Annotated in this window: 21 protein-coding genes; 10 read left to right on the plus strand and 11 right to left on the minus strand. The window is 47.2% G+C overall.

The features are described 5' to 3' along the window. Positions 1-82 precede the first annotated feature (82 nt). The 5 genes from I1H34_RS05710 to I1H34_RS05730 form a co-directional block, all read right to left on the minus strand. Positions 83-1,009, minus strand: coding sequence for a pentapeptide repeat-containing protein (locus I1H34_RS05710; protein ID WP_212664749.1), 927 nt, complete (start codon positions 1,007-1,009; stop codon positions 83-85). Positions 1,010-1,056: 47 nt separating this feature from the next. Further along, a complete protein-coding gene (gene ccsA, locus I1H34_RS05715) occupies positions 1,057-2,757 on the minus strand; it encodes a cytochrome c biogenesis protein CcsA (protein ID WP_212664750.1) in 1,701 nt (566 codons plus the stop codon). Next, positions 2,757-4,526 carry a cytochrome c biogenesis ResB family protein gene (locus I1H34_RS05720; protein ID WP_212664751.1) on the minus strand — a complete coding sequence of 590 codons (1,770 nt, stop codon included), beginning with the start codon at positions 4,524-4,526 and terminating at the stop codon, positions 2,757-2,759. The genes ccsA and I1H34_RS05720 overlap by 1 nt, the downstream gene beginning before the upstream one ends. A 239-nt stretch (positions 4,527-4,765) precedes the next feature. Next, on the minus strand, positions 4,766-5,260 hold the full coding sequence (locus tag I1H34_RS05725; protein ID WP_212664752.1) for a hypothetical protein: 495 nt from the start codon (positions 5,258-5,260) through the stop codon (positions 4,766-4,768). Between the two features lie 210 nt (positions 5,261-5,470). Further along, positions 5,471-5,806, minus strand: coding sequence for a hypothetical protein (locus tag I1H34_RS05730; protein WP_212664753.1), 336 nt, complete (start codon positions 5,804-5,806; stop codon positions 5,471-5,473). 205 nt (positions 5,807-6,011) lie between these two features. Here I1H34_RS05730 and I1H34_RS05735 point away from each other — a divergent pair, with 205 nt between their 5' ends. The 5 genes from I1H34_RS05735 (at position 6,012) to I1H34_RS05755 (ending at position 8,536) form a co-directional block, all read left to right on the plus strand. Further along, positions 6,012-6,437: an alr0857 family protein gene (locus I1H34_RS05735; protein WP_212664754.1), complete on the plus strand. Its 426-nt coding sequence runs from the start codon at positions 6,012-6,014 to the stop codon at positions 6,435-6,437. Between the two features lie 75 nt (positions 6,438-6,512). After that, on the plus strand, positions 6,513-7,103 hold the full coding sequence (locus I1H34_RS05740) for a DUF3177 family protein (RefSeq protein ID WP_212664755.1): 591 nt from the start codon (positions 6,513-6,515) through the stop codon (positions 7,101-7,103). A gap of 32 nt (positions 7,104-7,135) precedes the next feature. Next, positions 7,136-7,429 carry a DUF7734 family protein gene (locus I1H34_RS05745; protein WP_212664756.1) on the plus strand — a complete coding sequence of 98 codons (294 nt, stop codon included), beginning with the start codon at positions 7,136-7,138 and terminating at the stop codon, positions 7,427-7,429. Between the two features lie 256 nt (positions 7,430-7,685). Beyond that, on the plus strand, positions 7,686-8,270 hold the full coding sequence (locus tag I1H34_RS05750; protein WP_212664757.1) for a tetratricopeptide repeat protein: 585 nt from the start codon (positions 7,686-7,688) through the stop codon (positions 8,268-8,270). Between the two features lie 5 nt (positions 8,271-8,275). After that, a complete protein-coding gene (locus I1H34_RS05755; RefSeq protein WP_212664758.1) occupies positions 8,276-8,536 on the plus strand; it encodes a CRR7 family NDH-1 assembly protein in 261 nt (86 codons plus the stop codon). 100 nt (positions 8,537-8,636) lie between these two features. Here I1H34_RS05755 and I1H34_RS05760 read toward each other — a convergent pair whose 3' ends face one another. Further along, positions 8,637-9,239, minus strand: a complete 603-nt coding sequence (locus I1H34_RS05760; protein WP_212664759.1) for a M23 family metallopeptidase — start codon at positions 9,237-9,239, stop codon at positions 8,637-8,639. A 360-nt stretch (positions 9,240-9,599) separates the two neighbouring features. On the opposite strand from I1H34_RS05760, the gene I1H34_RS05765 reads away from it, so the two are divergent. Continuing rightward, positions 9,600-11,360 carry an ABC transporter ATP-binding protein gene (locus tag I1H34_RS05765; RefSeq protein WP_212664760.1) on the plus strand — a complete coding sequence of 587 codons (1,761 nt, stop codon included), beginning with the start codon at positions 9,600-9,602 and terminating at the stop codon, positions 11,358-11,360. Between the two features lie 54 nt (positions 11,361-11,414). Here the strand turns inward: I1H34_RS05765 and I1H34_RS05770 are convergent, their stop codons facing one another. Together I1H34_RS05770 and tpiA are read right to left on the minus strand one after the other, a co-directional pair. Further along, positions 11,415-11,984 (minus strand): hypothetical protein, encoded by a 570-nt coding sequence (locus tag I1H34_RS05770; RefSeq protein ID WP_212664761.1) that lies wholly within the window; start codon positions 11,982-11,984, stop codon positions 11,415-11,417. A gap of 117 nt (positions 11,985-12,101) precedes the next feature. Then, positions 12,102-12,830, minus strand: coding sequence for a triose-phosphate isomerase (tpiA, locus tag I1H34_RS05775; protein ID WP_212664762.1), 729 nt, complete (start codon positions 12,828-12,830; stop codon positions 12,102-12,104). 400 nt (positions 12,831-13,230) lie between these two features. Here tpiA and I1H34_RS05780 point away from each other — a divergent pair, with 400 nt between their 5' ends. The 4 genes from I1H34_RS05780 to I1H34_RS05795 all read left to right on the plus strand — a co-directional run bounded on the left by I1H34_RS05780 (position 13,231) and on the right by I1H34_RS05795 (position 16,455). Beyond that, a complete protein-coding gene (locus I1H34_RS05780) occupies positions 13,231-14,160 on the plus strand; it encodes a LysR family transcriptional regulator (RefSeq protein WP_212664763.1) in 930 nt (309 codons plus the stop codon). An 81-nt stretch (positions 14,161-14,241) separates the two neighbouring features. Further along, on the plus strand, positions 14,242-15,294 hold the full coding sequence (locus I1H34_RS05785) for an anthranilate phosphoribosyltransferase family protein (protein WP_212664764.1): 1,053 nt from the start codon (positions 14,242-14,244) through the stop codon (positions 15,292-15,294). A 68-nt stretch (positions 15,295-15,362) separates the two neighbouring features. Further along, positions 15,363-15,968: a molybdenum cofactor guanylyltransferase gene (locus I1H34_RS05790; protein WP_212664765.1), complete on the plus strand. Its 606-nt coding sequence runs from the start codon at positions 15,363-15,365 to the stop codon at positions 15,966-15,968. Between the two features lie 4 nt (positions 15,969-15,972). Beyond that, on the plus strand, positions 15,973-16,455 hold the full coding sequence (locus tag I1H34_RS05795) for a nitrate reductase associated protein (protein WP_212664766.1): 483 nt from the start codon (positions 15,973-15,975) through the stop codon (positions 16,453-16,455). Between the two features lie 3 nt (positions 16,456-16,458). On the opposite strand, the gene I1H34_RS05800 is transcribed toward I1H34_RS05795, so the two are convergent. The 3 genes from I1H34_RS05800 to I1H34_RS05810 form a co-directional block, all read right to left on the minus strand. Beyond that, positions 16,459-17,640: a TolB family protein gene (locus I1H34_RS05800; protein WP_212664767.1), complete on the minus strand. Its 1,182-nt coding sequence runs from the start codon at positions 17,638-17,640 to the stop codon at positions 16,459-16,461. Between the two features lie 348 nt (positions 17,641-17,988). Next, positions 17,989-19,200 (minus strand): hypothetical protein, encoded by a 1,212-nt coding sequence (locus I1H34_RS05805; protein ID WP_212664768.1) that lies wholly within the window; start codon positions 19,198-19,200, stop codon positions 17,989-17,991. 13 nt (positions 19,201-19,213) lie between these two features. Beyond that, the gene (locus tag I1H34_RS05810; RefSeq protein WP_212664769.1) at positions 19,214-20,581 is read right to left on the minus strand and encodes an APC family permease; all 1,368 of its coding nucleotides are present in this window, start codon (positions 20,579-20,581) and stop codon (positions 19,214-19,216) included. Positions 20,582-20,635: the final 54 nt, after the last annotated feature.

Genomic DNA, 20,635 nt, shown 5'->3' on the forward strand with positions numbered 1-20,635 from the left:
GAATCAATGCATTTAATGCATACCAAAGTGCATATTTCAAGAACTTCACAGATGGTTTCTGTTAATCGTATAAAAAGCTACATTAACTAGGGATATTTAACGCACCTCGTTTTCGAAGTAGTTGCTTTTGCTCACTTGTTAAACCGTGGGCATCGGTGAAGATAGCACCTGACACAATGCTGTTAGAGAAATCTACCTTGTGCAGTTGAGTCTTTTCTAGATTGGCATCCCGAAAATCTGTATTGGTGACGATGGCACCGGTTAAATCAGCCTGTTCCAAATTAGCGCTATACAGGGAGGCCTGCTCAAGATGGGTTGCACTCATACAGCCCCGGATCAAGGACACATGATCTAAACTGGCCTCCTGCAATTGTGCTTCCTTGAGATTGGCTTGATCAAAGTTGCTACCGATTAGATCAGCCCCCTTAAAATCAGCCTGTTTCAAATCGGATTTCACAAACTGAGAACGCTCCAAGCGGGCATGGGCAAAGATGGCTTCTGGAAACTGGGCCTGACTCAGATTGGCATCATTGAGCTTAGCCCGACTGAAGTTAGCACCCTTAAAGTCACTCTGGGATAAATCCGCCTTGATCAAAATGGCATCTCGAAAAGAGGCATAGTGGCCTTTTGCCTCTGCCAAATCGACTGCCTCTAATATGGCTGTAGCTACATTCGCCTGATCCAAACAAGCACCATGGAGCTTTAACTTCACCCCATGAATTCCCATCAAATTAGCCGAGTCCAGCCGGGCGGATGTGAGTTGGGCCTCGGTGAGTAGGGCGTCTTGTAAGCTAATTCCTGTAAGGATCGAAAAGATCAGGATGGCTTCAGTAAAATCGGCTCGATTGCAGGACGCTCCGGATAAATTAGCCACGCGCAAATAGGCTTGCGGAAAGTGGCCTTCATCCAGGCAGCACCCTTGTAAATTGATATTACTGAGCTCTGCCCCCTGCAAAGAAATACCTTGTTGGACTTTTGTTTGTACCTCTTCAGGTGTGAGAACGGCCATCGCTTTATTTCCCCATAGGTATGTATAAGTGGGGCTGCCCAATCCAGCTATGCATCAACCGTCTGCACCTCAGGTACTGGAATAGAGGCATCAGTATGATGTTGAGAACGATAGCGAAGAATCGTTGCTAGAACGAACAAGGTATCTAAGCCAACAATGCTGGCAATCAGCAGTTCAGAGCCACCTGTGCCAAACCCATAGCTATGTAGTCCGGTTCCCAAGACAAAATTGACCCCATACCAAGCCATCAGCACAGCATTAAAGGCCAAAACACTCGCAACACTCATGCCAAAATAACCTAACCAACCGGCCAACCGGCCATGCACAGGAGCTAAATAGCAGAGCAAAGCAATTAAAGCCCAAGTCTCTTTCGGATCCCAGCCCCAAAACCGTCCCCAGGAAAAATGGGCCCAGATACCGCCCAAAATAATGCCCGTGGTGAGCAGCAAAATACCCACTTGAATCACCCGGGTATTGAGGCGAGATAAGGAGATTGCCATGGTCGTGCCTTCAGGTCGCCGCCAATACTGAATGAGCGTTAGATGCCCCAGTCCCATTGCCAAAGCGAAGCTGGCATAGCTGAGGGTAATTGTGGGCACATGGATACTCAACCAGAAGTTATCTCGGAGGACAGGCACTAAGGGAGCAATACTGGGATCTAGCACCGCAGGTAAACTATCCGCCAGCAATAGACAAACGACTGCTAGGGGAGCTGCCGCCAATAAGTAGGAGCGGGCTCGGGTCTGTAGTTCAAAACAAAAGGCTAAGGCAGCAATTCCAAATCCAACCCACACCACTGACTCATACATATTGGTGACGGGAGGACGGCCCGCAATTTGCATGCGCAGACCGAAACCAAAGGCCTGAACCAAGATGCCTCCAAGAAACGTTCCCATACCGCTCCAATAGAAATCGAAGTTCGGAATGAGTTGGCTGATGAGGAGTATGAGAAATGCTATCCCATATAGTTTCCAAGCTTTACCAAAGGGATGGAAGTGATTGAAAAACACTTCCCGGTGCAGGGTTGCTTGATCTGGGTAAATCCCAGAACTCAAGTCTGCTAAGGACCGTTGCAATGAAGTTGCAGGCTCCTCCAAAGCACTTAAATCATCACCATTGCCTTGATATTGCTGGTTGAGTTGCTCAAACTGGGCTTGAATGTGGGTCGCTATCTCAGAAGAATACAGCTGCTGCGCCTCCGCAACCCCTACCCAAGTGCCTTTGATATCTCGCGGATGGGGAACGAGGGGCAACGTTTGATTACCCACCGTATCCAACATTAAATTCAGTCGATCTTCGAGGGTGAAAGCTTCACGTTCATCCCTTGTCAGTGGCTGTTCTTGCAGCTGCTTGGTATGCGCTTGTTGCAAGATACGGGCCAAGTCAGAATTGACTAGAGTAGAGAAACTAAAATGCTTTTGCTCTACGGGCAATCCTATTTCGGCTTTGAGGGGACGATAGTTGACCAAAATAAAGGGTTCATCATTCCAATCCCGACTGTTCTGCCAGAGAGACCAATAGATTTGAGGGGCATCTAAAACCTCACCACTCAATAGCTGATAGCGCTCTGAACCATGAAGCGTCTCTACTGTTTCTCTGGCCACTGTATCTAACGGCTTCTTTCGCCCATCCAGCTGAACAGCCATCGTATCAACCGCCGTTTGGGTAGTCGGCTGCCATTGACTAATAGGGGTGACCATCAACGCACAAGCGAGACAAAGTCCCCATAAAAATTTCAATTGATTCATTATCCATCCTGAGTCGCAAGTGAAATGGGTGCTGGATCAGCCACAACTGGCTGAGCAGAGTCTTCCGGTATGGCTGTAGGGAAGGGTTTTGCCCGCTTTTTCCACAGGGTGGGGCCATAGAACATGACGCCAATGCCCACTACCGTTAATAAGGCACCACTCCAAGTCAACGCGGTCACCCATATCGGTTCGCGTTTAATTTGCAGAGTGGACTGGTTCAAATCCCCAGGATTCCATGAGGCTTGAGCAATTTTCCACCCTTGGTACCAGGTGGGGTGGTTCATCCAGACCGAGCGTTGTTGGGTTTCTCCCCCCTCTAAATTTTCGAGGCGAATCTGACTGGTCCACATGGCCACCGATTCGCTGCCTTCATTCCGCTCAACGATAAAGTCATCCAAACTAATCCCGAAGGGTAAAGCCATCATCCGGGGACCAAACGCTGTCATCAATGCATGGGAACCATCTGTAATCAGCGCTGATTCTCCCCAGGGTAGCCACTGCCGATGCCCATCTGCAGTCGCAACCTGCAACGCCGGAACCCCCTCTACCCCAGGTGGAGCCGAGAAACGCTCTTGAATCATCTCAGCATGGGGAAGCCAGTCTGCCAGGGCGATTTGAAAATCTGCCCAGCCGGGTTGAATGATTTGATCCATGGCCAAGGGGCCTGAGGAAAATTCTTGGGAAGACCGAGCTGCATAATAGAGCTGTTGATTAGCCACAACGACCCGAAAATAGTCCGTGGCAGAGGGAGGTGGCACTTGATAGCTCAAGCTCAGATCAAATTGCTCAGCATCTCCCACTAAGATGGGGTCTAATCCCGTTTGGGCAAACACATACCAGTGTTCTCGGTGATCCGCCTGGACTAGTTCCACTTCAACGGCTGGATTACGCCAGTCCTGGGACGCAGTGATGGGCTGATTGTGATCATCCAACCGAAAGTCTGGCCAGGCATTGACTAGATGTATCGTTGCATCATCTAAACTCCCATCATGACGATGCAACTCATCAATGGCAAAGGTGGTATTTATTTCTCCCAACTGTATCTGTAGGGTTCCAGATGGCCTGGATTGAGCTTGAGTGGGATCTGCTAAAAGCTGTTGGAGGTTGCTCTTATCTGCAGCTTGCCAAAGCTCCAGTTGGGCAGGCCCCAAATCAATTCTGTCAGCAGCGGGGGATAGCCATTGTTCGAAGGTTTGGCCCATGCGATCGCTACTTAATACCAAGCGTATTGCTGGCTCATCCTGGGCATCACCTTCTCGGTACTCAACTGTTTCGATCGAATTCTCGTTGTAGTCCAACAACGTCAGCCCAACAAATTGAGTGGGAGAAATAACTCGCTCAGGCGTTACCATCACCGCCGCCTGTTGCACTTGACCTTGGTCATCCATCACTTCCAGTAACTCACCCTCAACCCTCACCAGATGGTTAGCAGGCTGATCCGTGCGGACTAGTAATAGTCCTTCCACACCGAGATGAATCACTGCCGCAGATCCCGCAATCAGCACAATCAGCCCTAAGTGGGTGAGGGCAAAACCGACTTTCCGGGCTCCTCGCCAGGGATAGCGGGACAGGGTAGAGATGCCCAAATTGACTGCCAGCAGGAACATCAAGGCTCCAAACCAGGGACTTTTATAAATTTGCTGTTGAACCACAAGGGAGCCAACTTTGCTCTCATAGAACGTGGCCCAAACCAAGATACTTGCGATCGCAACTAATACGGGTACAGCTAACTTAATTGAACCCAAAAAGCGGATAAATTTTGAGACCATGCAAACTTCAGCCAATAGGGAACCTGACCCTATTTAGTCTGAATCGACTGGCCTAAATTGTAGTGAATCTATCAAAGTTATCGATCGACAAGGGTCATAAATGCGTTAATTGCATTTACGGCATGAATAAAATGCATCCCTGCCCCTCAAAAAGAGGGGTTGTCCCTATCAGCTGATTCTGACCACAACCGAATGAACGTAAATTTAGAAAACCTTGGAGTGGAGAAAGTTAACGTAGCTTAGGGCTCATCCACAGTGACGGTATAGCGAAATTGTTGCCCTCTTTCAAAAGCACCCACCCAAATTGAATACTTTCCTGCAGGAAGTTGATCCGCAATCCAACCCGCATCTTTCCCTTGAGCCGAGTCATCCAGGCAATAGAGGCGATTTTTGGGTCCTTTAATCAGTAGGGTTGTGTCTCGTCTGCTATTGACTTGCAAACGTAGCTTGTTCACCTTTTTCGTCAAAACCAGCACATGATCTGGACTAGGAGAGCCATACCCCAAGCACATATTTCTCTGCATATCTCGCTCCCCCACAACTCGATGAAGCGCAATGGCTCCTTTTGCATAGCCTTTTACAGTTTTGGAACTGAATCCAGGCGATAAACTGAGACTGGCAAAATTAGCCGGATTGGCATTCACAACAGGCCCCTTACCGCCCATCCCCACCATCAGCAGCAACGCTGTCATGGGAATCTGCCATCGGTCCCACCCTTTTCTACGATTATTCATAACTTGCACCTCAACGCCCACATCAAGGGCGTCATTTGAGTTGGGTAGACGTGCACACTTTGGGAAAGTTGCTCTCTATCTCAAGCGTGCCCAGATAGCCCCCTTATTCTGTGCGTTAAGTTTATAAATCGTCAGAATCTCCAGACTTTTTTTAGAGTGATCGCAAGGTCTAACTCAAGCCCATTCTGAACGCAATCATTACGCAAAACCTTATGCTGACAGGCTACCTGAACTGAGGGGAATCAGTACCCCTTCTGTTGTTAATCCCAGTTGGATAGACTCTTGAGAGCGAATCGCTCTGCCCGTTAAAGCACAACGGGTGTCTGCCTGAGCGATAGCGGGAAATGATGCAGAGATTTGTGACAGTTCAACGGTAGGGGTAAAGTCCCCCGATTTTTGCTGAACATAATTCCAAAGAATATCGCGAATTAGCGCTTGATAGCCCTGATGGCCAGAGAGGTTTTTAAGTTTATCCTTCAATTCTCGCTCCAACCGAATACTGGTGACTTGCATCTCAGTGGTAGGGACGGAATGAGTGATAGACATTTACAGTTCCTCTAAATAAACTAAACAACGTAGACAAATTGTACTACGATTGTAGTATATTTGACCTGATTACCGCATTAGGCTACAAGTGAATGTCAAAAGCGTCTATATGCTGAGTTTAATCCAGTCAAGATTTTAGAACTAGTTCTTAATAATAGTCAGTTTTCAGGGAGTTAGGTCATCAATTTAGCGGGGGCTGTGGGACATGTTGAAATTTAACTATGGCAAGCAAGGCACTATTTTAGAATCCGTCGCTGATCCGATTGAAGACGTTATCAATCGGCGTGTTGTCTTAGCCATGCGATCTGCCCAACCTATCCATATGGAACCTAGCTTTGTATCCCTGATTGTGCCTTCTGAGATTCCTGAAGTCAGAGCTTTGGCCTTTGAACTTACTCAAGGGCATTGTGATGCCGTCTCTTTAAGCACCCAGGAGTCTCTCTCAGACTCATCTCCAGAATCGGTAGTACCGTCAGACTTCATCAGCCACGATATTGAAGTTATTATGCGCGGGGTTTGGTTGACCCACCATCCTGATGCCGAAGAAGGTATATTTTTTACATCCCTAACCACTGAAATCGAAGAGCAAATTGAAGAACTGTGGACCTACCAACCCGTTACCTCATCCTAGCCCCCACTGCAGATTGACTTTTAAGGGGCCAATTCTGGGTAGAGTAGATATGCTGAACCAACGTTTGAGAACTTTATGTCCATTGAAATGTTACGAACGCTAGTATGGACAGATTGCCGACTGGCGCTCGTCTTTTTAGTGTTTTTCCCCTTAGGTTTATTGGTGTGGGCCATTATTGAAAATGCCCAACCCATTAGCCGGCTTTTGGTCATCTACTGGCGAGTCGCCAGTTTATTGCTCATCACCATGTATTTGATGATGGCCCAAGTCCCCCTCAGCTTTGTGACACTCTTTCTCGCTCTGCTTCTGGTTCCAGTCAGTCTCTGGTTTTGGGTGGATCTTAATGAAGAAATCGATGATCGTCGTGGCAAGTTAAAACTAGCCTTGACCTCGTGGCGATGGGCTACGTCTCTTTTTTGCCTTATTTCTGCTGCAGCATTAGTCCCCTCTCTAGGGTGTGCGGGGTCTAAAACTGCGATCGCAGCGGATCAATGTCAGGTTTGGTTAGAACCTGCCTATGGGGTTGCATCGATGGTTCATGCTAGCTCTGGTGTCAGTCGGATTAACATCTTAGCCACCCTCTCATTGATTCTCTATGGATTTTACTTCGGCTATTTTTTGCTATTCCGCTTATCGAAGCAAGGCCGTTCAGCCACAGGTTACTAATCGATTCATTACATTCTTAAGCACGTTGAGCCATGGCAATCGGGGATAGGTTAGAGCAATATACCCTTCAATGTCCTCAAGAAGTATTGATTGTTAAAGCGGAGGTTGCAGGTGAACCGGATGAGATCGCTATTTTTAGGGGTTTTTCTAGTTCACTGATGCGACCGACAGCTTTTGATGTCGATACTCCTATCTTGCCTGAGGATGCCACCATTCTCTCCATTGACCGGTTACAAGGCCCTTACGATCCAGCCCATCCACAATATTTACAGCAGGGGCTTTCATGGGAAGACTTTCTGCCTCACTTAACTCAATTGGGTTTGTAGACTCAGATTGCTCTTTATTACAACCTTCTTCAAATGCCAATGTTACAAAATTTGGCATCGATATTCTCATGGCTATATCCAGCCGAGGAAAACTACTGCGAATCAAGACCTCATCAGGTCTGTCTTAGATCAGAAAAACTCAACGTATCAATCACTCGGTAACCCACACCTCTTCACTGGTACAAGATGATTAGTGAGTTTGATAGGCTGTAAGAATATCAAGAATGTATCAAGGAACTGTTGAAAGCAAACGACAATGGATAATTCTTTAGCAACCCTCTATTTGACACTTTTCTTGGTCTTACTCTGCTTCGCAGGGTGGTTTGTGTTTCGCCAAGTTTTAAGAACACGCAAGAATGAACTCACCATTTCCAAGCTAGAAAGCAAATTCAAAAAAGATATCGGTACGGTCGAAGAATATTTCGAGCTAGGTAGTATCTATTTGCAGAAAAAGCTTTTCGTCCAAGCTGTGACCCAACTCAAAAAGGCGCTGAAGGCCGCTGAAGATGAGGTTGGCACCTTTCCTTCAGAAGAAGACGATGCTGAAGTTTCAGAAAGCAATCCGACCATCGAACCCTTAGCTCCGTTATATAACGCTCTAGGCTATGCCTACTTCGGCCAAGAACAATTTGATTTAGCCATTCGAAATTATAAAGAAGCCCTGAAGTGTAAAACGGATTACCTAGTGGCAATGAACAATCTGGCCCATGCCTATGAGCGGAAAAAGCTTATGCGCCAGGCATTAGATACCTATGATGAGGTATTATCCCGAGATCCAAAGAACGATACAGCTAAGCGCCGATCTAGATCGCTCCGCAAGCAAGTTACGGTTTCAGGGTAAGTCAAATGCCAGATTCCCTAATGTATGGCGATGATGATATGTACGTTGTGCTGGAAACCAACCAGCCAGAAAAGTTTCTAACGGCAGCAGAACTGGTCGTCAAGCTAGAGTCTGTTTTATCGACACAGCAGGACGACCTTCCTCCAGATCTTCAAGGGATGTCAACCATTCCAGAACAAGCCAAACATCTGGCCTCAACTGCTTGTGAGCTAGATCTAGGACCTGGTGAATTTTTGCAATGGTATGTTGTGCGCCTAGAAAAGTAAACAAATTATCGAGCAGAAATACGTATTTCTGCTCGATAATTTGTTTAAGCAGTTCAAATTAAGTGTTAATTCTGAACCGATTGACTTGAGATGGTATTCACTATAATTTTTGGCTAATAGAACCGCGCTGAGCACGGTGCATCGCCCGTAGTACTGCGGCTGGATCGACCAGCTTGCCTTGATATTTGAGGGTCCAATGAAGGTGGGGGCCCGTAGTACGTCCGGTCATTCCAACCCGACCAATGCGTTGACCAGCTTTTACGGTTTGTCCTTGTCGAATACGTAATCCACCATCGACGATGTATGGCCCTCTGCTATCTCTGGCAACATAGCCTTTCATGTGGCAATAGACATGAATCCAAGACCCAGACTGGACGCGAACAGAAGTGCCACAAGCTGTCTTGCCTGAAACTCTGATCACTCGCCCAGACCACCAGTTGCGAATGTAGCTCCCATTGGGAGCTGCAAAATCGAGGCCTGTATGAAATTCGGTTGAATAGCCTCCTGTCGGAGACGAACGATAGCCAAACGGAGAGGTATATCCCTGAAAATTCTCCACCGGGAAGGAGCCATTGCGCCAGATAGAGGTACCTACTGCAACTTGAGGCGGCTGATTACCTATAGCCTTTGGCCCTATAGCTGCTACCACATTTAATCCAACGACACTTGCACCAACGGCAGATAACCAGCGGTTGCGTTTCATTGCGGAACTCCTTTGCAAATGACCCCAACTTGCCCAACCGGCAACGGTCTAATCACGAATAACAATAAAGAAAACATGAACTCCCTTATAGCGTCATGCCTAGCGTCTGTCAATGTCTTTGAGCCAAACTGCTGACCAAATGACACAATTACAACCCTTTTTGGATGACTTTGAGCCCGACCTTCGATCTAATGACTACTCCAGTAAGTGCCCAGTTCCGTCTGATCTCAAGATTGACTCAGGATACACTTCTTCTTGGAGAATATTGCAACCCTACTGATTCAATCTTATAGAAGTCCTAAGGCTGTGAAATAGCAGGCCTTTTGTGAAGGAAAAGACGGGCAAGGTTAGACTGAAGCAATGGCTAAGACAACCGGTAAGTATTCTCGACTACACAAGTTAGTTCAATATCTTCAACCCCATTGGCGCAGCGTCTTTTTGGGCATTTTGGCGCTGTTCATTGTCAACAGTTTAGGAACCTACTTACCGCTGCTCATCCGCAATGCCATTGATGACTTAGAGATCGCCTTTAGTTTTGGTCCCATCCTCCACAACATTTTAGTCATCGCTGGCCTAGCCTCAATCATGTGGTGTTTCCGCATGGCCTCTCGGATTTTGTTATTTGGGACAGGCCGACAAGTCGAATTCGATCTCAAACAGCGAATTTTTGAGCACCTACTGTCTTTAGAGCCTTCTTACTTCGCCGAGAATACCGCAGGTGACCTGATTAATCGTGCCACTAGCGATGTGGATAATATTCGTCGTTTAGTAGGCTTTGCGGTCCTTAGCTTGGCCAACACCTTATTTGCCTATGCCCTACGATTGCCAGTCATGCTGGCCATCGATCCGGTATTGAGTCTAACTGCTATCGCAGTGTATCCCCTCATAATGCTGTTAGTTCAATTCTTTAGCCATCGTCTACGCAGTGAGCAATTAGCCGTGCAGCAGGCTCTCTCCAATATGAGTGAGCTGGTCCAGGAAGATATGAGTGGCATCTCTTTAATTAAAATTTATGCCCAAGAAACCAATGAACAGTCAGAATTTCAACATCTGAATCAAGCGTTATTAACTGCCAATCTGAAGCTAGCCAAGACCCGGAATATTCTGTTCCCTGTTTTGGGGGGAATGGCGAGTATTAGCCTACTAGTGCTGCTGGCTTTTGGGAGTCGTTCAATTCCGTCCGGTGGTATTAGTGTCGGTGATTTTGTAGCCTTGCTGCTATATGTTGAGCAACTCATTTTCCCCACAGCCCTTTTAGGGTTCACCATTACTGCCTATCAACGGGGTGAAGTCAGTATTGATCGCATTGAAACCATTCTGGGGGTAGAACCTCACATTCAAAATACAGACCAATCCCAACGATTAGAGCAAGAGAAAGTTCAAGGCAAATTAATTGCAGAAAATCTCACTTTTACCTACCCAGGTGCTGCCGTCCCTTCGTTAAAACAGGTCTGTTTCCAAATTCAACCAGGAGAAACAGTTGCGATTGTGGGCCCCGTTGGCTCGGGAAAATCAACACTGGCTAACGCTTTACCCCGTTTATTAGACATTTCGTCAGGGCAACTCTTCGTTGATGGCCATGATGTGACCCAAGTGCATCTGCGCGACCTTAGAAATGCTATTGCCTATGTGCCCCAAGATAGTTTCCTATTCAGTACGAGTCTCAAAAATAATATTCGCTATGGCAATCCCCTCAGCGATGCATCAGACGTGGAATATGTGGCCAAGCAAGCTCAAATCCATGATGAGGTGTTGAACTTTCCCCAGCGATATAAAACCATTGTGGGAGAGCGGGGTATTACGCTATCTGGAGGGCAACGTCAGCGTACAGCACTATCACGAGCGTTATTAGTGGATGCCCCTATCCTCATTTTGGATGATGCCTTGTCCAGTGTGGATAATCAAACGGCCACTGAAATCCTGAATAACTTATCAAGCGACACTCAGCGAAAGACCGTTGTGTTTATTTCTCATCAATTATCAGCAGCTGCGATCGCAGATCAGATCTTTGTGATGGATCAAGGCGAAATTGTCCAAATAGGAACTCACACTCATCTCGTCCAAAAGCCAGGGCTCTACCAAACCTTATGGAATAAGCAAAAACTAGAAGAACAACTGTAGTAGGTTTTTTGAGCAGACGCTGGGCTCATGCCAGATAAACCAAGGTAATCAGGGTTAACGCGCTTTCCCCTTCGACAGAGATTGTTCTGATTTCAATTTGATTAATTGCTTAAGGGTGGGAATGGGAAATAGCTGCGCCACTTGTTTATAAGGAGCCGTGATGCCATCTGGCCCCACAACATAGTGGATATTATCTTCATAGACACTATCAACCACCACACCGGCTTGATACGCCAAGGGATACCATTGCTCAAACTGGCGGTCAATTAATACCAGGGTGTTTTGAGCATTCACTCGATAGGCTTTCCCCACATACCCTGCGGTGTCATAAAAGATCTGATGGATATGTTGATCTAGCTTGACTTCATTTGGAATTTGCGGTCGGTAGAACGCTTTAATTTCTTCTTCAACGTCCAGTTCTTGTAGACGAGTATGTAAACCCTGCTTATCGTCAGAAAAATAAGCCTCCCGAGCTTGCCCATCCTGCAAGAACTTGAGAATAATCCCAACAGGAACTCCCTGAACCGTCAGGGAAGGCCCCACAACAATAGTAGTCAGGACAGCGATCACAACTAGCCCTGCTCCCAGCTTGAGAAGAGTCGCTCGGATGGTTTTCTTAGCCATACCCTTAGTCTAGCGATTTAGTCTCAAATTGTTGGTATCTTAGATGCTCAGGCAGCACGTTTTTTTAGATATCTACAAGCGGAGTTGGAGGGCATGGAATTGCCCTCCAAAACTTAATCATGACTGATAATTAACGACTCGTGCGAAACCGTCTCCCGCTAGACTAGCACCACCAACTAGGGCACCGTCTATCTCTGGCTGGGCCATGATCTCATCCACATTATCTGGCTTAACAGACCCACCATATTGAATGGTGACATCGGGGTTTGTTAAACGAGAGCGGATCAAACCAATCACCCGATTCGCTTCACTACTTTCACAGGTATCCCCTGTACCAATGGCCCAAATGGGTTCGTAGGCAATAATCAAGTTCTTTTGATCGACACCCACCAGACCTTTTTCAAGCTGTTCAAAGATAACGGCTTCCGTCTCATTGGCATCTCGCTGAGCCTTTGATTCACCCACACATAGAATGGGAGTGAGACGATGACCTTGAGCAGCCTTGAGTCGCTGATTAACGGTGGCATCCGTTTCACCAAAGAACTGGCGACGTTCACTGTGGCCAACGACGACATATCGCACCCCAGTTTCTAGCAGCATTGGCCCGGAGATTTCGCCGGTAAAAGCGCCTGTGTCTTCCCAGTGGATATTTTGCGCCCCGACTTGCACCCGACTGCCATGTAAGTTTTTGGAGAGGGCTGTCAGTGTGGTGAAAGGTGCACAGAGAATCACATCTCGATCTTCAGGGGTATCTTGTAGCAGGGGAAGAAAGGCTTGCAAAAACTCCAGGGCTTCTGCCTGGGTTTTGTGCATTTTCCAGTTGCCTGCGATCGCAATTTTTCGCACGGTAGTTTTATCTAAGTTCCGATTAAAGTTAATGCACTATTAAGTGTAAGGGCTTGGGTGACGCATTACTAGGACTGAGAAATAGAACCCTTGCCCGGCTGATTGTGGACGATTGCGCTATCTAATATCCTTAGCCATCATTCTCACGGCATGAAACAAATACGTTCAGTCTATATCTTCAACAGCAGTTGGCACAGGTTACTGCTCCAATCAACAACACCTACCACGATGCCCCCGTGGCAAGCCTCGATGACTGTATCCGTTCGCTTATGAAGGATGTCTGAGGCCCTGTGGGAATTCACTTTCGCTAAAAACAATAACGAAGTTGTATCGCTTCTTACCGAATAGCCGGACCAAATTCGTTACTGTGCTTTCATGACTGTAATCTAGGCTACACTTCATGCGGCTCGAGCAACTGCAATCATTCTTATCTGTAGCCCAAACTGGGAGTTTCCAACAAGCGGCCAAAAAATGTGGGGTAACCCAATCAACCGTGAGTCGGCAAATTCAAGGACTGGAATCTGAATTAGGGTTACCCCTATTGCATCGAGGTGCTCAAAGCAAACTCACCTTGGCAGGGGATCAGCTACTCCCTCATGTCCGTAAAATTTTGACCGAATGGCAAGATGCCACCCAGGAGATCAATGACCTCCGCGCTGGTAAGCAGCCTGAACTATGCGTTGCAGCGATTCATTCTGTCTGCGCCCATTATTTACCACCGGTTCTCCAGAAGTTTTGTCAGCTTTACCCAGAAGTTCAATTGCGGGTCACATCCTTGGGAAGTGATCGATCCTTAAAAGTACTTCAAGATGGTTTGGTCGACTTGGCTATTGTGATGAATAATCCTCTACTCACCAGTCGATCCGAAAATGTGGTGGACTGGCTGTACAACGAGCCCATTCAAGTGCTGATGTCTTCAGAACATCCTTTGGCCTTCCATGCCGTTGTGCCTTGGCCTGAGTTGGCCAAGTTCCCTCAAGTCATGTTCAAAGATGGGTATGGGATGCAACGTCTGGTCCAGGATCAGTTCAAAAGTCAAGGATTGGATCTGAAAGCAGTCCTTGAACTCAATACCCTAGATGCATTTCGAGGTGTCATCCGCCAAGGAGAAATGATTTCCCTATTGCCTAGGGGGGCCTTAGTGGATTCTCTCCATGATCCCTCCCTAGCGATTCGAGACTTGGCAGCACCAGAAGCCAAGGATATGAATCCACAATTAAATCTGACCCGCGAAGTCGTTATGGTGACCACTCAGGACCGCTTGTTAATTCCACCTATTGCTAATTTTCGACGTTTGGTTCATGATTCATTCATCTCCAATATTCCATAAGGCCCATCAGAGGAGATGTGGGTTAATTGCTACACAGTATCAAGGAACCCCTTGATTCTAGAGTTGGCAAAGTAAATAGCCATGAGTCAGATTTTTCGAGAACTTTTAAAGAAAGTAGGTAGTGGGAGGCATACCAGTAAAGATTTAAGCAGAGTCGAAGCCCAAACCGCCCTGGAAATGATGTTGCGGCAAGAAGCCACTCCTGCTCAAATTGGGGCTTTTTTAATTGCTCACCGGATTAAACGACCCACGGGAATTGAGTTGGCTGGTTTTTTGGATGCCTATGAACATCTAGGTCCAGAGCTGTCAGCTGTATCTGCGCCCTCTCCAGTCATTGTGTTTAGCGTTCCCTATGATGGGCGCTCGCGCACGGCTCCCGTCTTACCCATTACTGCCTTGATCTTGGCCGCATCCGGCTGTCCTGTGCTGCTTCATGGCGGCGATCGGATGCCCACAAAATATGGGGTGCCGTTGGTTGATCTTTGGCAGGGATTAGGGGTGGATTGGTCCCATCGCTCCCTCGCTCAAATCCATCAGGTTCTATCGGAATGTGGCCTCGGATTTGTTTATTTACCGGAGCAGTTTCCTTTAGCCCAAGGCCTAGTAGAGTTTAGGGATCAAGTCGGGAAGCGTCCTCCTCTGGCTACCACAGAGTTGCTCTGGCAGCCCTACCTAGGGAAACACCATCTGATTGCAGGATTTGTCCATCCCCCCACGGAAAATATGATGCGAGAGGCGTTGGCCCTGAGAGGAACGGACCATTTCACAACGGTGAAAGGGTTGGAAGGGAGTTGTGATTTGCCCCGCGATCGCAAAGCAATACTGGGTCTCAATCAGCCGGCATCAGAGCCGACCTGGCAGCGCTTAATCCTCTCGGCTCGAGAGTATGACCTCGGGGGTCCTGAAATTCCCTACACCTCCACCGAGGAATTGCTAGAACAACTCCATGCCGTCTTAAATGGTCAAGCCTGCGAACTGATGCCTGCCGTCTTGTGGAATGCGGGCTTCTATCTTTGGCATGTGGGGATCAGCTCCACCTTGAATGAAGGGCTGCAAGCAGCCGAGAATTTATTAGTGAATGGAACAGCAAAACAAACCCTTGAACAAGTCCAAACGTTTCTAGCAGACCTGTAAGTTAATAACGCCTGGAGAAATATTTCTCCCGTTCATCATCGATTTTCCTCCGCCTTACTCAAGCTCCCATGAATCAGCCAACGTCACTCACTCAAAACAGTTATGTTGCCGGCTTAGTCTTGGCAGGGGGACGAAGTAGACGCATGGGGACTGATAAAGCATTGCTCTGCTGGCAAGGCATACCTATGCTCCAGCGGGCCTGTCAAGCTGCCCTACAGTGCTGCGATCTCGTTTATGTACTAACACCCTGGCCTGAACGCTATCAGCACGTCATACCATCATCCTGTATCGTCTTGCAGGAACACCAGCCCGATAGAGGTCCCTTAGTTGCATTATTAGCAGGATTGAATCAACTCCAAACGACTTGGGTACTTCTGCTAGCATGTGACTTGCCGCTCCTCCGTTCAGATATTCTCAGGGAATGGTTAACCTTATTGCCGAATACCCAAGCCTTAGCCCTAGTGCCCCATCAGCCTGATCAATGGGAACCCCTTTGCGGTTTCTACCATCATCAAAGCCGTTCATCATTGCAATCCTTCATCCAGCAAGGGGGGCAATCTTTTCAGCATTGGTTATCCAGTCTTCCAGCCCAGAAGATTACAACAAATGCCCAATCCCAAACAATGTTATGGAATTGCAACGCTCCCAACGATTTAATCCCACCTGAGGTTTAGTACCATGTCCACTCCACCAGATTTTCCAGCCGAAGATAGCCTCTTTTTCCAGTTTGAACAGGAATTTATAGACGATTTACGCTGTATTCCCATGATTGTCCGTTTCAAGCTTGACACCTGTGGAATCAAGCTGAAGCTCGCCCAATGGAATCAGTTTAGCGAAGATGAGCGAGAACAATTCGCCTTCCAGCCTTGTTCCTCAGAAGATGAAATCGAAGACTATCGAGAATTTCTCCAAGATTTGATCTTTATGTATTCAGAAACAGAAGCTGGTGAGGTGCCTGTTGATGAAAATCCGCCTTGGCTAGATGAGACTAAGATCCCATCTGACTTAGTGGAAAAAGCCAAGTCTTTCAAGGCCACTATTAGCCTCAAACAGTGGAAAAGCTTAAGTCCCCTGCAACGATTCGCCTTGATCAAGCTCAGTCGCCCCAGCCATGAAAACAACAACTTTGTGCCCGCTTTAAAAGAATTCCAGTTGGCATAGCCCCTACTGATCTGCAACCAGCACCACTTGTTCAATGGGGCGATCTCGCAATAGCCGTTTTGGTACCCCTCCGGGCTGGGTCGCGTAAATAGCACTGCCATTGGTATAAACAACACCACCGTTAGCATCAATGTCATAGGAGATGACCCCATCTCCTATGACCTGGACCTCGCCATCTGGGCGCTGACATACGAGCTGCCAAGATCGGGGCACTAGAGCCGGTGAGTCTTCATCGCCAAACCGGCGATTTTTCTCTGCTTCGGCTTCTGTATTGATGACATTGCCCCAGATTAACAAGTCTTGCTTAGCTTGTATTTTGGGTTGACCAGGTTTTACTAATGGTTTCCCCGTATAGGCTTGGGTAAATACATTCAGCCATTCATAAATTGCCTGAATTAATCGAAAGGGCATCAGGAGAATATCTTTGAGTAGTGTCAAGATATTCAATCGACGTTGACGGGTTTGATACGGACGTCGAATATAGTACAGCGAGCTATCCGCAGCCATTTTGGGAGCTAGCAGGTCAAATTTGTCACTCTCTGCGACTGTCGTCATTTCTCCTGACTGAAAATCTAATTTTTCAATCGTAAAAGGGCTTTGCTCTAAGACAAACCCCTCTGAGTTTCGGGCAATACCGGCAGATTGAAAGACCAGTACTTTTTGATCCCCGGGCAGCCATTGCGGTGCTAGATCAATCGAATCTCCTACCGTTATCTCTTTGGGTCTGGCTCCATCAATTGGCATCACTGCGATATTCGCTGAACCATCTTTATGCATGACGGTACAGGCAAATTCACTTTTTTGGGGATGAACGTTCAAATGCTGAACTGCAAAATCGGAATTATGAAACAAACGCTGTTCTTTATCTTCCGTAGCATCTAGGGTAAACACGCCGGTCACATCTCCCACGGCCAGGGTATAGAGCAGTTGACCTGGACTGCAGGGACTAACGGATCGAATGGCGACGGGAAGTTTGGCTTCACCCATTGCTTCCATTTGTTGCAAGAAGGCTTGGGGGATCATTCCTGCCATGGGATTTTTATCCTTCCAAGCATTTCGCCGCTGACTTTTTAGGGTCCGGTCTTGTACATCTAGCCCAAATTGGCTATCAATTGTACGGACGGGGCTCTCGCCTAATTTGAGGTGTAATTTACCACCTGCAAGGTATGCAAAGTTAAGGCTCATAGGTGCAGGAATGAAATGTGGTGAATATCTACGATAGCAATTTTATCGATGACTGAATCAGTCTTTGTCCTCAAGGAATTGCGGCTACAACAGCGATCCTCAAAGAGAGTGGATTGCAAGGAGTATTGAAGACTGAAGGATAGAGTTGACCTGCATCCATCAAGCAAACACTCATGATAGGGAGAGAGAACAAGCTATATGCCCATCATCATGGGATATATCAGTATTCTGGGAAATAGGCTAAAGACCCGCTGAGTCATTGGCATCCGCTGAACAGCTTATCCCTGAGTACCTAGTGTTTCAGCCAAGCATCAGGGATAACTTTAAACAGAGGTAATTTGAACCGGATTAGCGTTTCACTTTAGCCAACATCAAGTTGGATTCATTCGGCCCAAAGTTATAGCCGATACCAAAATTGAGCCGCTGAATCTTGGCATTTTTCTGATAAATCTGATTGAGATCCGTTTGGTATTCTTCCGCTGTAAAGGGTGCCCGGGGTGCGGTGTAATTACCGTAAAAGGTTAGATTCCATTGGTTGTCATCAAACACTCGCACTGGCATTCCTGAATCGTCCTGTAACAAATTCGTGGCCTTTGCCAAGGTTAACTCTCGAATTTGTTTGAAGGTTGAGTCATAGTGCATCAAATAAGAGGCTGCTTTCAGATAAGTATTGGGCTGATCTAGATTATCGACAAACTGGGCCAACTGAGGGGTTTTCTTGAGACCATCATCCGAGAGATCCGTCGAAAAATAGTACAGGGTCCGAGGCTTATCCTCATCAGCAGCGGTGAACGTCACCTTCACTCCGGGGACCATCCCCTTGGCCTTCTCATTCGTGGATTGAACCGTCCCACTGCTATCAATGCCGATGTATTCCACATCCAACACTCGGTTATTGGTCCGAGCGAGAAATACCAACAAAACTGGCAGCACCCCTTGCTTCTGCAGATCCACCTTCATATCGTTGGTGCGGAAGAAACTATATTGCAGGATGGCAAATAACGAATTCTTCGCTTCTAAAAGCTTCAAGTTTTGCTGTTCAGTGGATAGCTGGGAAAAATCAGGTAGCGGCCCCACGGGTTCTAAGGCAATCAACACATATTCTTCGGCCTTGGGAAAAAATGTGTTGGCGTAGAGAATATCTGGCCCACTAAAGGGATAAAACAAGGGTTGGGTGGAGCGATGCAAATCAGCAATTTCGATGGCCGCCCATTGACGGACCTTAGACAACTGTTGATCTTCTAGCTTGCCAAAGGCATCTTCTAAAAAACTATGGTGACTTACCCAAGTCGGTCGTTTTTGTACCTCACTAAATTCACTGTCCTCACCCACCTTCATCCCGGCTAATAGCTTAGAGATATCTGTCCAACGGGCTGCTTTGACTTCATCAATTTGAGGCGTAGTAGGCGTGGAACCGGGGGAGCCTTCGGAGGAGGAAGGGGCTGAGGCGGTCTCTGTTTTCGCCGAAGTAGTGGACTGATTAGAGGAATCGCAGGATTGGAGTCCTCCGCCCAACAGGAGAGCTGCCGTTAAGAGTAGAGATAAGCGCATATTTTTCATAATGGTTAGATGTCTATGCAAGTTTCTGCTTAGAGGCAATGAAATAGAGGGGGAGGCCTAAAAGAATCGTTCCTAAGCCTGCCAAGGATTCCATCGGTTTTTGTTGAAGTAAAAATACCAGAACCCATACACTCATAGCGAGGAAAATTAAAGGAGTAATGGGATAGCCCCAGGTTTTGTAAGGGCGGGGTAAGTCTGGGAATCGGAAGCGAGACACAAACACACCTAACACGGTCAAAAAAGAAGACAGGATCAGCGTAAATTCCAAGTAGGCCAATACCGTTTCAAACTGCTTCATAATCACCAAGGCAATCACGATCGCTAGTTGGAGTAAGAGGGCATAGTAGGGAACGCCACTGCGGTTTTTCTTGGCCAAGATCTTGAAGAAAGGAATGTCTTCGCCAATAGATTGGGTCACCCTTGGACCGGCCCATACCATTGAGCTAATGGACGAAACTAGCCCCAATGAGATAAACAGTGCCATCAGCTCAGCTCCTGGAAACCCCAAAATGGGATTGCCCTTAAAGATTTGATCGGCAGCGATATAGCCGACTTCTAGCTTCCCAGCCATCAAATCGATGGGAGTGGTATAGAGAAAAATAAAGTTGATCAGCAGATATAAAACCATAACGATAGCGGTCCCCAGCAAAAGAGAGCGAGGTAGATTCTTCTCTGGGGATTTGACTTCGCTAGCTAAGTAAACCGCTGAATTCCAGCCTGAGTAAGAATAGGTGACATATACCAAGGAAATGGCAAAGGGGGCACTCATAATTTGGGAGAAATCGGCATTGGTGGGAGCAAAGCTAATCTCTTGGCCAGTTCCTAAAGTAAAACCGGCCACGACCAGAAACAAAATCAGGAGGATTTTGAGCAGGGTAAAAATCTGCTGAAAAGAGCTACCTAGCTTGAGATTCTGGGAGTGAATCAAGGTCACGAGGAGAACAACAACCAAGCCAATAATGGTGGGATCTGCCGAAGGAAATACTTTGGCAAAATAGGTGCCTAGAGCAATAGCCATCAGGGCAATAGGCGCAGCAAATCCAACAGTGACGGAGACCCAACCGGACAAGAAACCGATGACCGGATGGTAAATCTGGGAGAGGAAATGGTATTCACCGCCAGAGCGAGGCATGGATGCACCCAGTTCCCCATAAGCAAGGGCACCACAAAGGGCATAGACGCCCCCTGCTAACCACAGAAACAGCAATGAAAATCCTGATTGAATACCTGCGACTTGAAATCCGAGACTGGTGAAAACCCCAATCCCAATCATGTTGGCAATCACCAAACAAGTCGCGGTAAACAGGGTGACCTGCCTGGACGTCTCTGGCGCCGCAACAGGCGCACTGTCGATGGAGTGAGATGGATTGAATCCGGTCATAAGTATCAGAAGAACTTGTCAGTAGCTAGAAATCTTTTGCAAGCTAGCGAACGC

Origin of the sequence: Acaryochloris marina S15 (assembly GCF_018336915.1) — a bacterium.
Taxonomy (GTDB): domain Bacteria; phylum Cyanobacteriota; class Cyanobacteriia; order Thermosynechococcales; family Thermosynechococcaceae; genus Acaryochloris; species Acaryochloris marina_A.

What these genes read in the sequence shown, in the direction of transcription:
- I1H34_RS05720 (WP_212664751.1), bottom strand. Translation starts at nt 4,526, where the DNA reads ATGGTCTCAAAATTTATCCGCTTTTTGGGTTCAATTAAGTTAGCTGTA.
- I1H34_RS05790 (WP_212664765.1), top strand. Translation starts at nt 15,363, where the DNA reads ATGAATCAGCCAACGTCACTCACTCAAAACAGTTATGTTGCCGGCTTA.
- I1H34_RS05710 (WP_212664749.1), bottom strand. Translation starts at nt 1,009, where the DNA reads ATGGCCGTTCTCACACCTGAAGAGGTACAAACAAAAGTCCAACAAGGT.
- I1H34_RS05730 (WP_212664753.1), bottom strand. Translation starts at nt 5,806, where the DNA reads ATGTCTATCACTCATTCCGTCCCTACCACTGAGATGCAAGTCACCAGT.
- I1H34_RS05745 (WP_212664756.1), top strand. Translation starts at nt 7,136, where the DNA reads ATGGCAATCGGGGATAGGTTAGAGCAATATACCCTTCAATGTCCTCAA.
- I1H34_RS05760 (WP_212664759.1), bottom strand. Translation starts at nt 9,239, where the DNA reads ATGAAACGCAACCGCTGGTTATCTGCCGTTGGTGCAAGTGTCGTTGGA.
- I1H34_RS05740 (WP_212664755.1), top strand. Translation starts at nt 6,513, where the DNA reads ATGTCCATTGAAATGTTACGAACGCTAGTATGGACAGATTGCCGACTG.
- I1H34_RS05770 (WP_212664761.1), bottom strand. Translation starts at nt 11,984, where the DNA reads ATGGCTAAGAAAACCATCCGAGCGACTCTTCTCAAGCTGGGAGCAGGG.
- I1H34_RS05795 (WP_212664766.1), top strand. Translation starts at nt 15,973, where the DNA reads ATGTCCACTCCACCAGATTTTCCAGCCGAAGATAGCCTCTTTTTCCAG.
- I1H34_RS05800 (WP_212664767.1), bottom strand. Translation starts at nt 17,640, where the DNA reads ATGAGCCTTAACTTTGCATACCTTGCAGGTGGTAAATTACACCTCAAA.
- I1H34_RS05755 (WP_212664758.1), top strand. Translation starts at nt 8,276, where the DNA reads ATGCCAGATTCCCTAATGTATGGCGATGATGATATGTACGTTGTGCTG.
- I1H34_RS05735 (WP_212664754.1), top strand. Translation starts at nt 6,012, where the DNA reads ATGTTGAAATTTAACTATGGCAAGCAAGGCACTATTTTAGAATCCGTC.
- I1H34_RS05765 (WP_212664760.1), top strand. Translation starts at nt 9,600, where the DNA reads ATGGCTAAGACAACCGGTAAGTATTCTCGACTACACAAGTTAGTTCAA.
- I1H34_RS05780 (WP_212664763.1), top strand. Translation starts at nt 13,231, where the DNA reads ATGCGGCTCGAGCAACTGCAATCATTCTTATCTGTAGCCCAAACTGGG.
- ccsA (WP_212664750.1), bottom strand. Translation starts at nt 2,757, where the DNA reads ATGAATCAATTGAAATTTTTATGGGGACTTTGTCTCGCTTGTGCGTTG.
- I1H34_RS05810 (WP_212664769.1), bottom strand. Translation starts at nt 20,581, where the DNA reads ATGACCGGATTCAATCCATCTCACTCCATCGACAGTGCGCCTGTTGCG.
- I1H34_RS05785 (WP_212664764.1), top strand. Translation starts at nt 14,242, where the DNA reads ATGAGTCAGATTTTTCGAGAACTTTTAAAGAAAGTAGGTAGTGGGAGG.
- I1H34_RS05805 (WP_212664768.1), bottom strand. Translation starts at nt 19,200, where the DNA reads ATGAAAAATATGCGCTTATCTCTACTCTTAACGGCAGCTCTCCTGTTG.
- I1H34_RS05725 (WP_212664752.1), bottom strand. Translation starts at nt 5,260, where the DNA reads ATGAATAATCGTAGAAAAGGGTGGGACCGATGGCAGATTCCCATGACA.
- I1H34_RS05750 (WP_212664757.1), top strand. Translation starts at nt 7,686, where the DNA reads ATGGATAATTCTTTAGCAACCCTCTATTTGACACTTTTCTTGGTCTTA.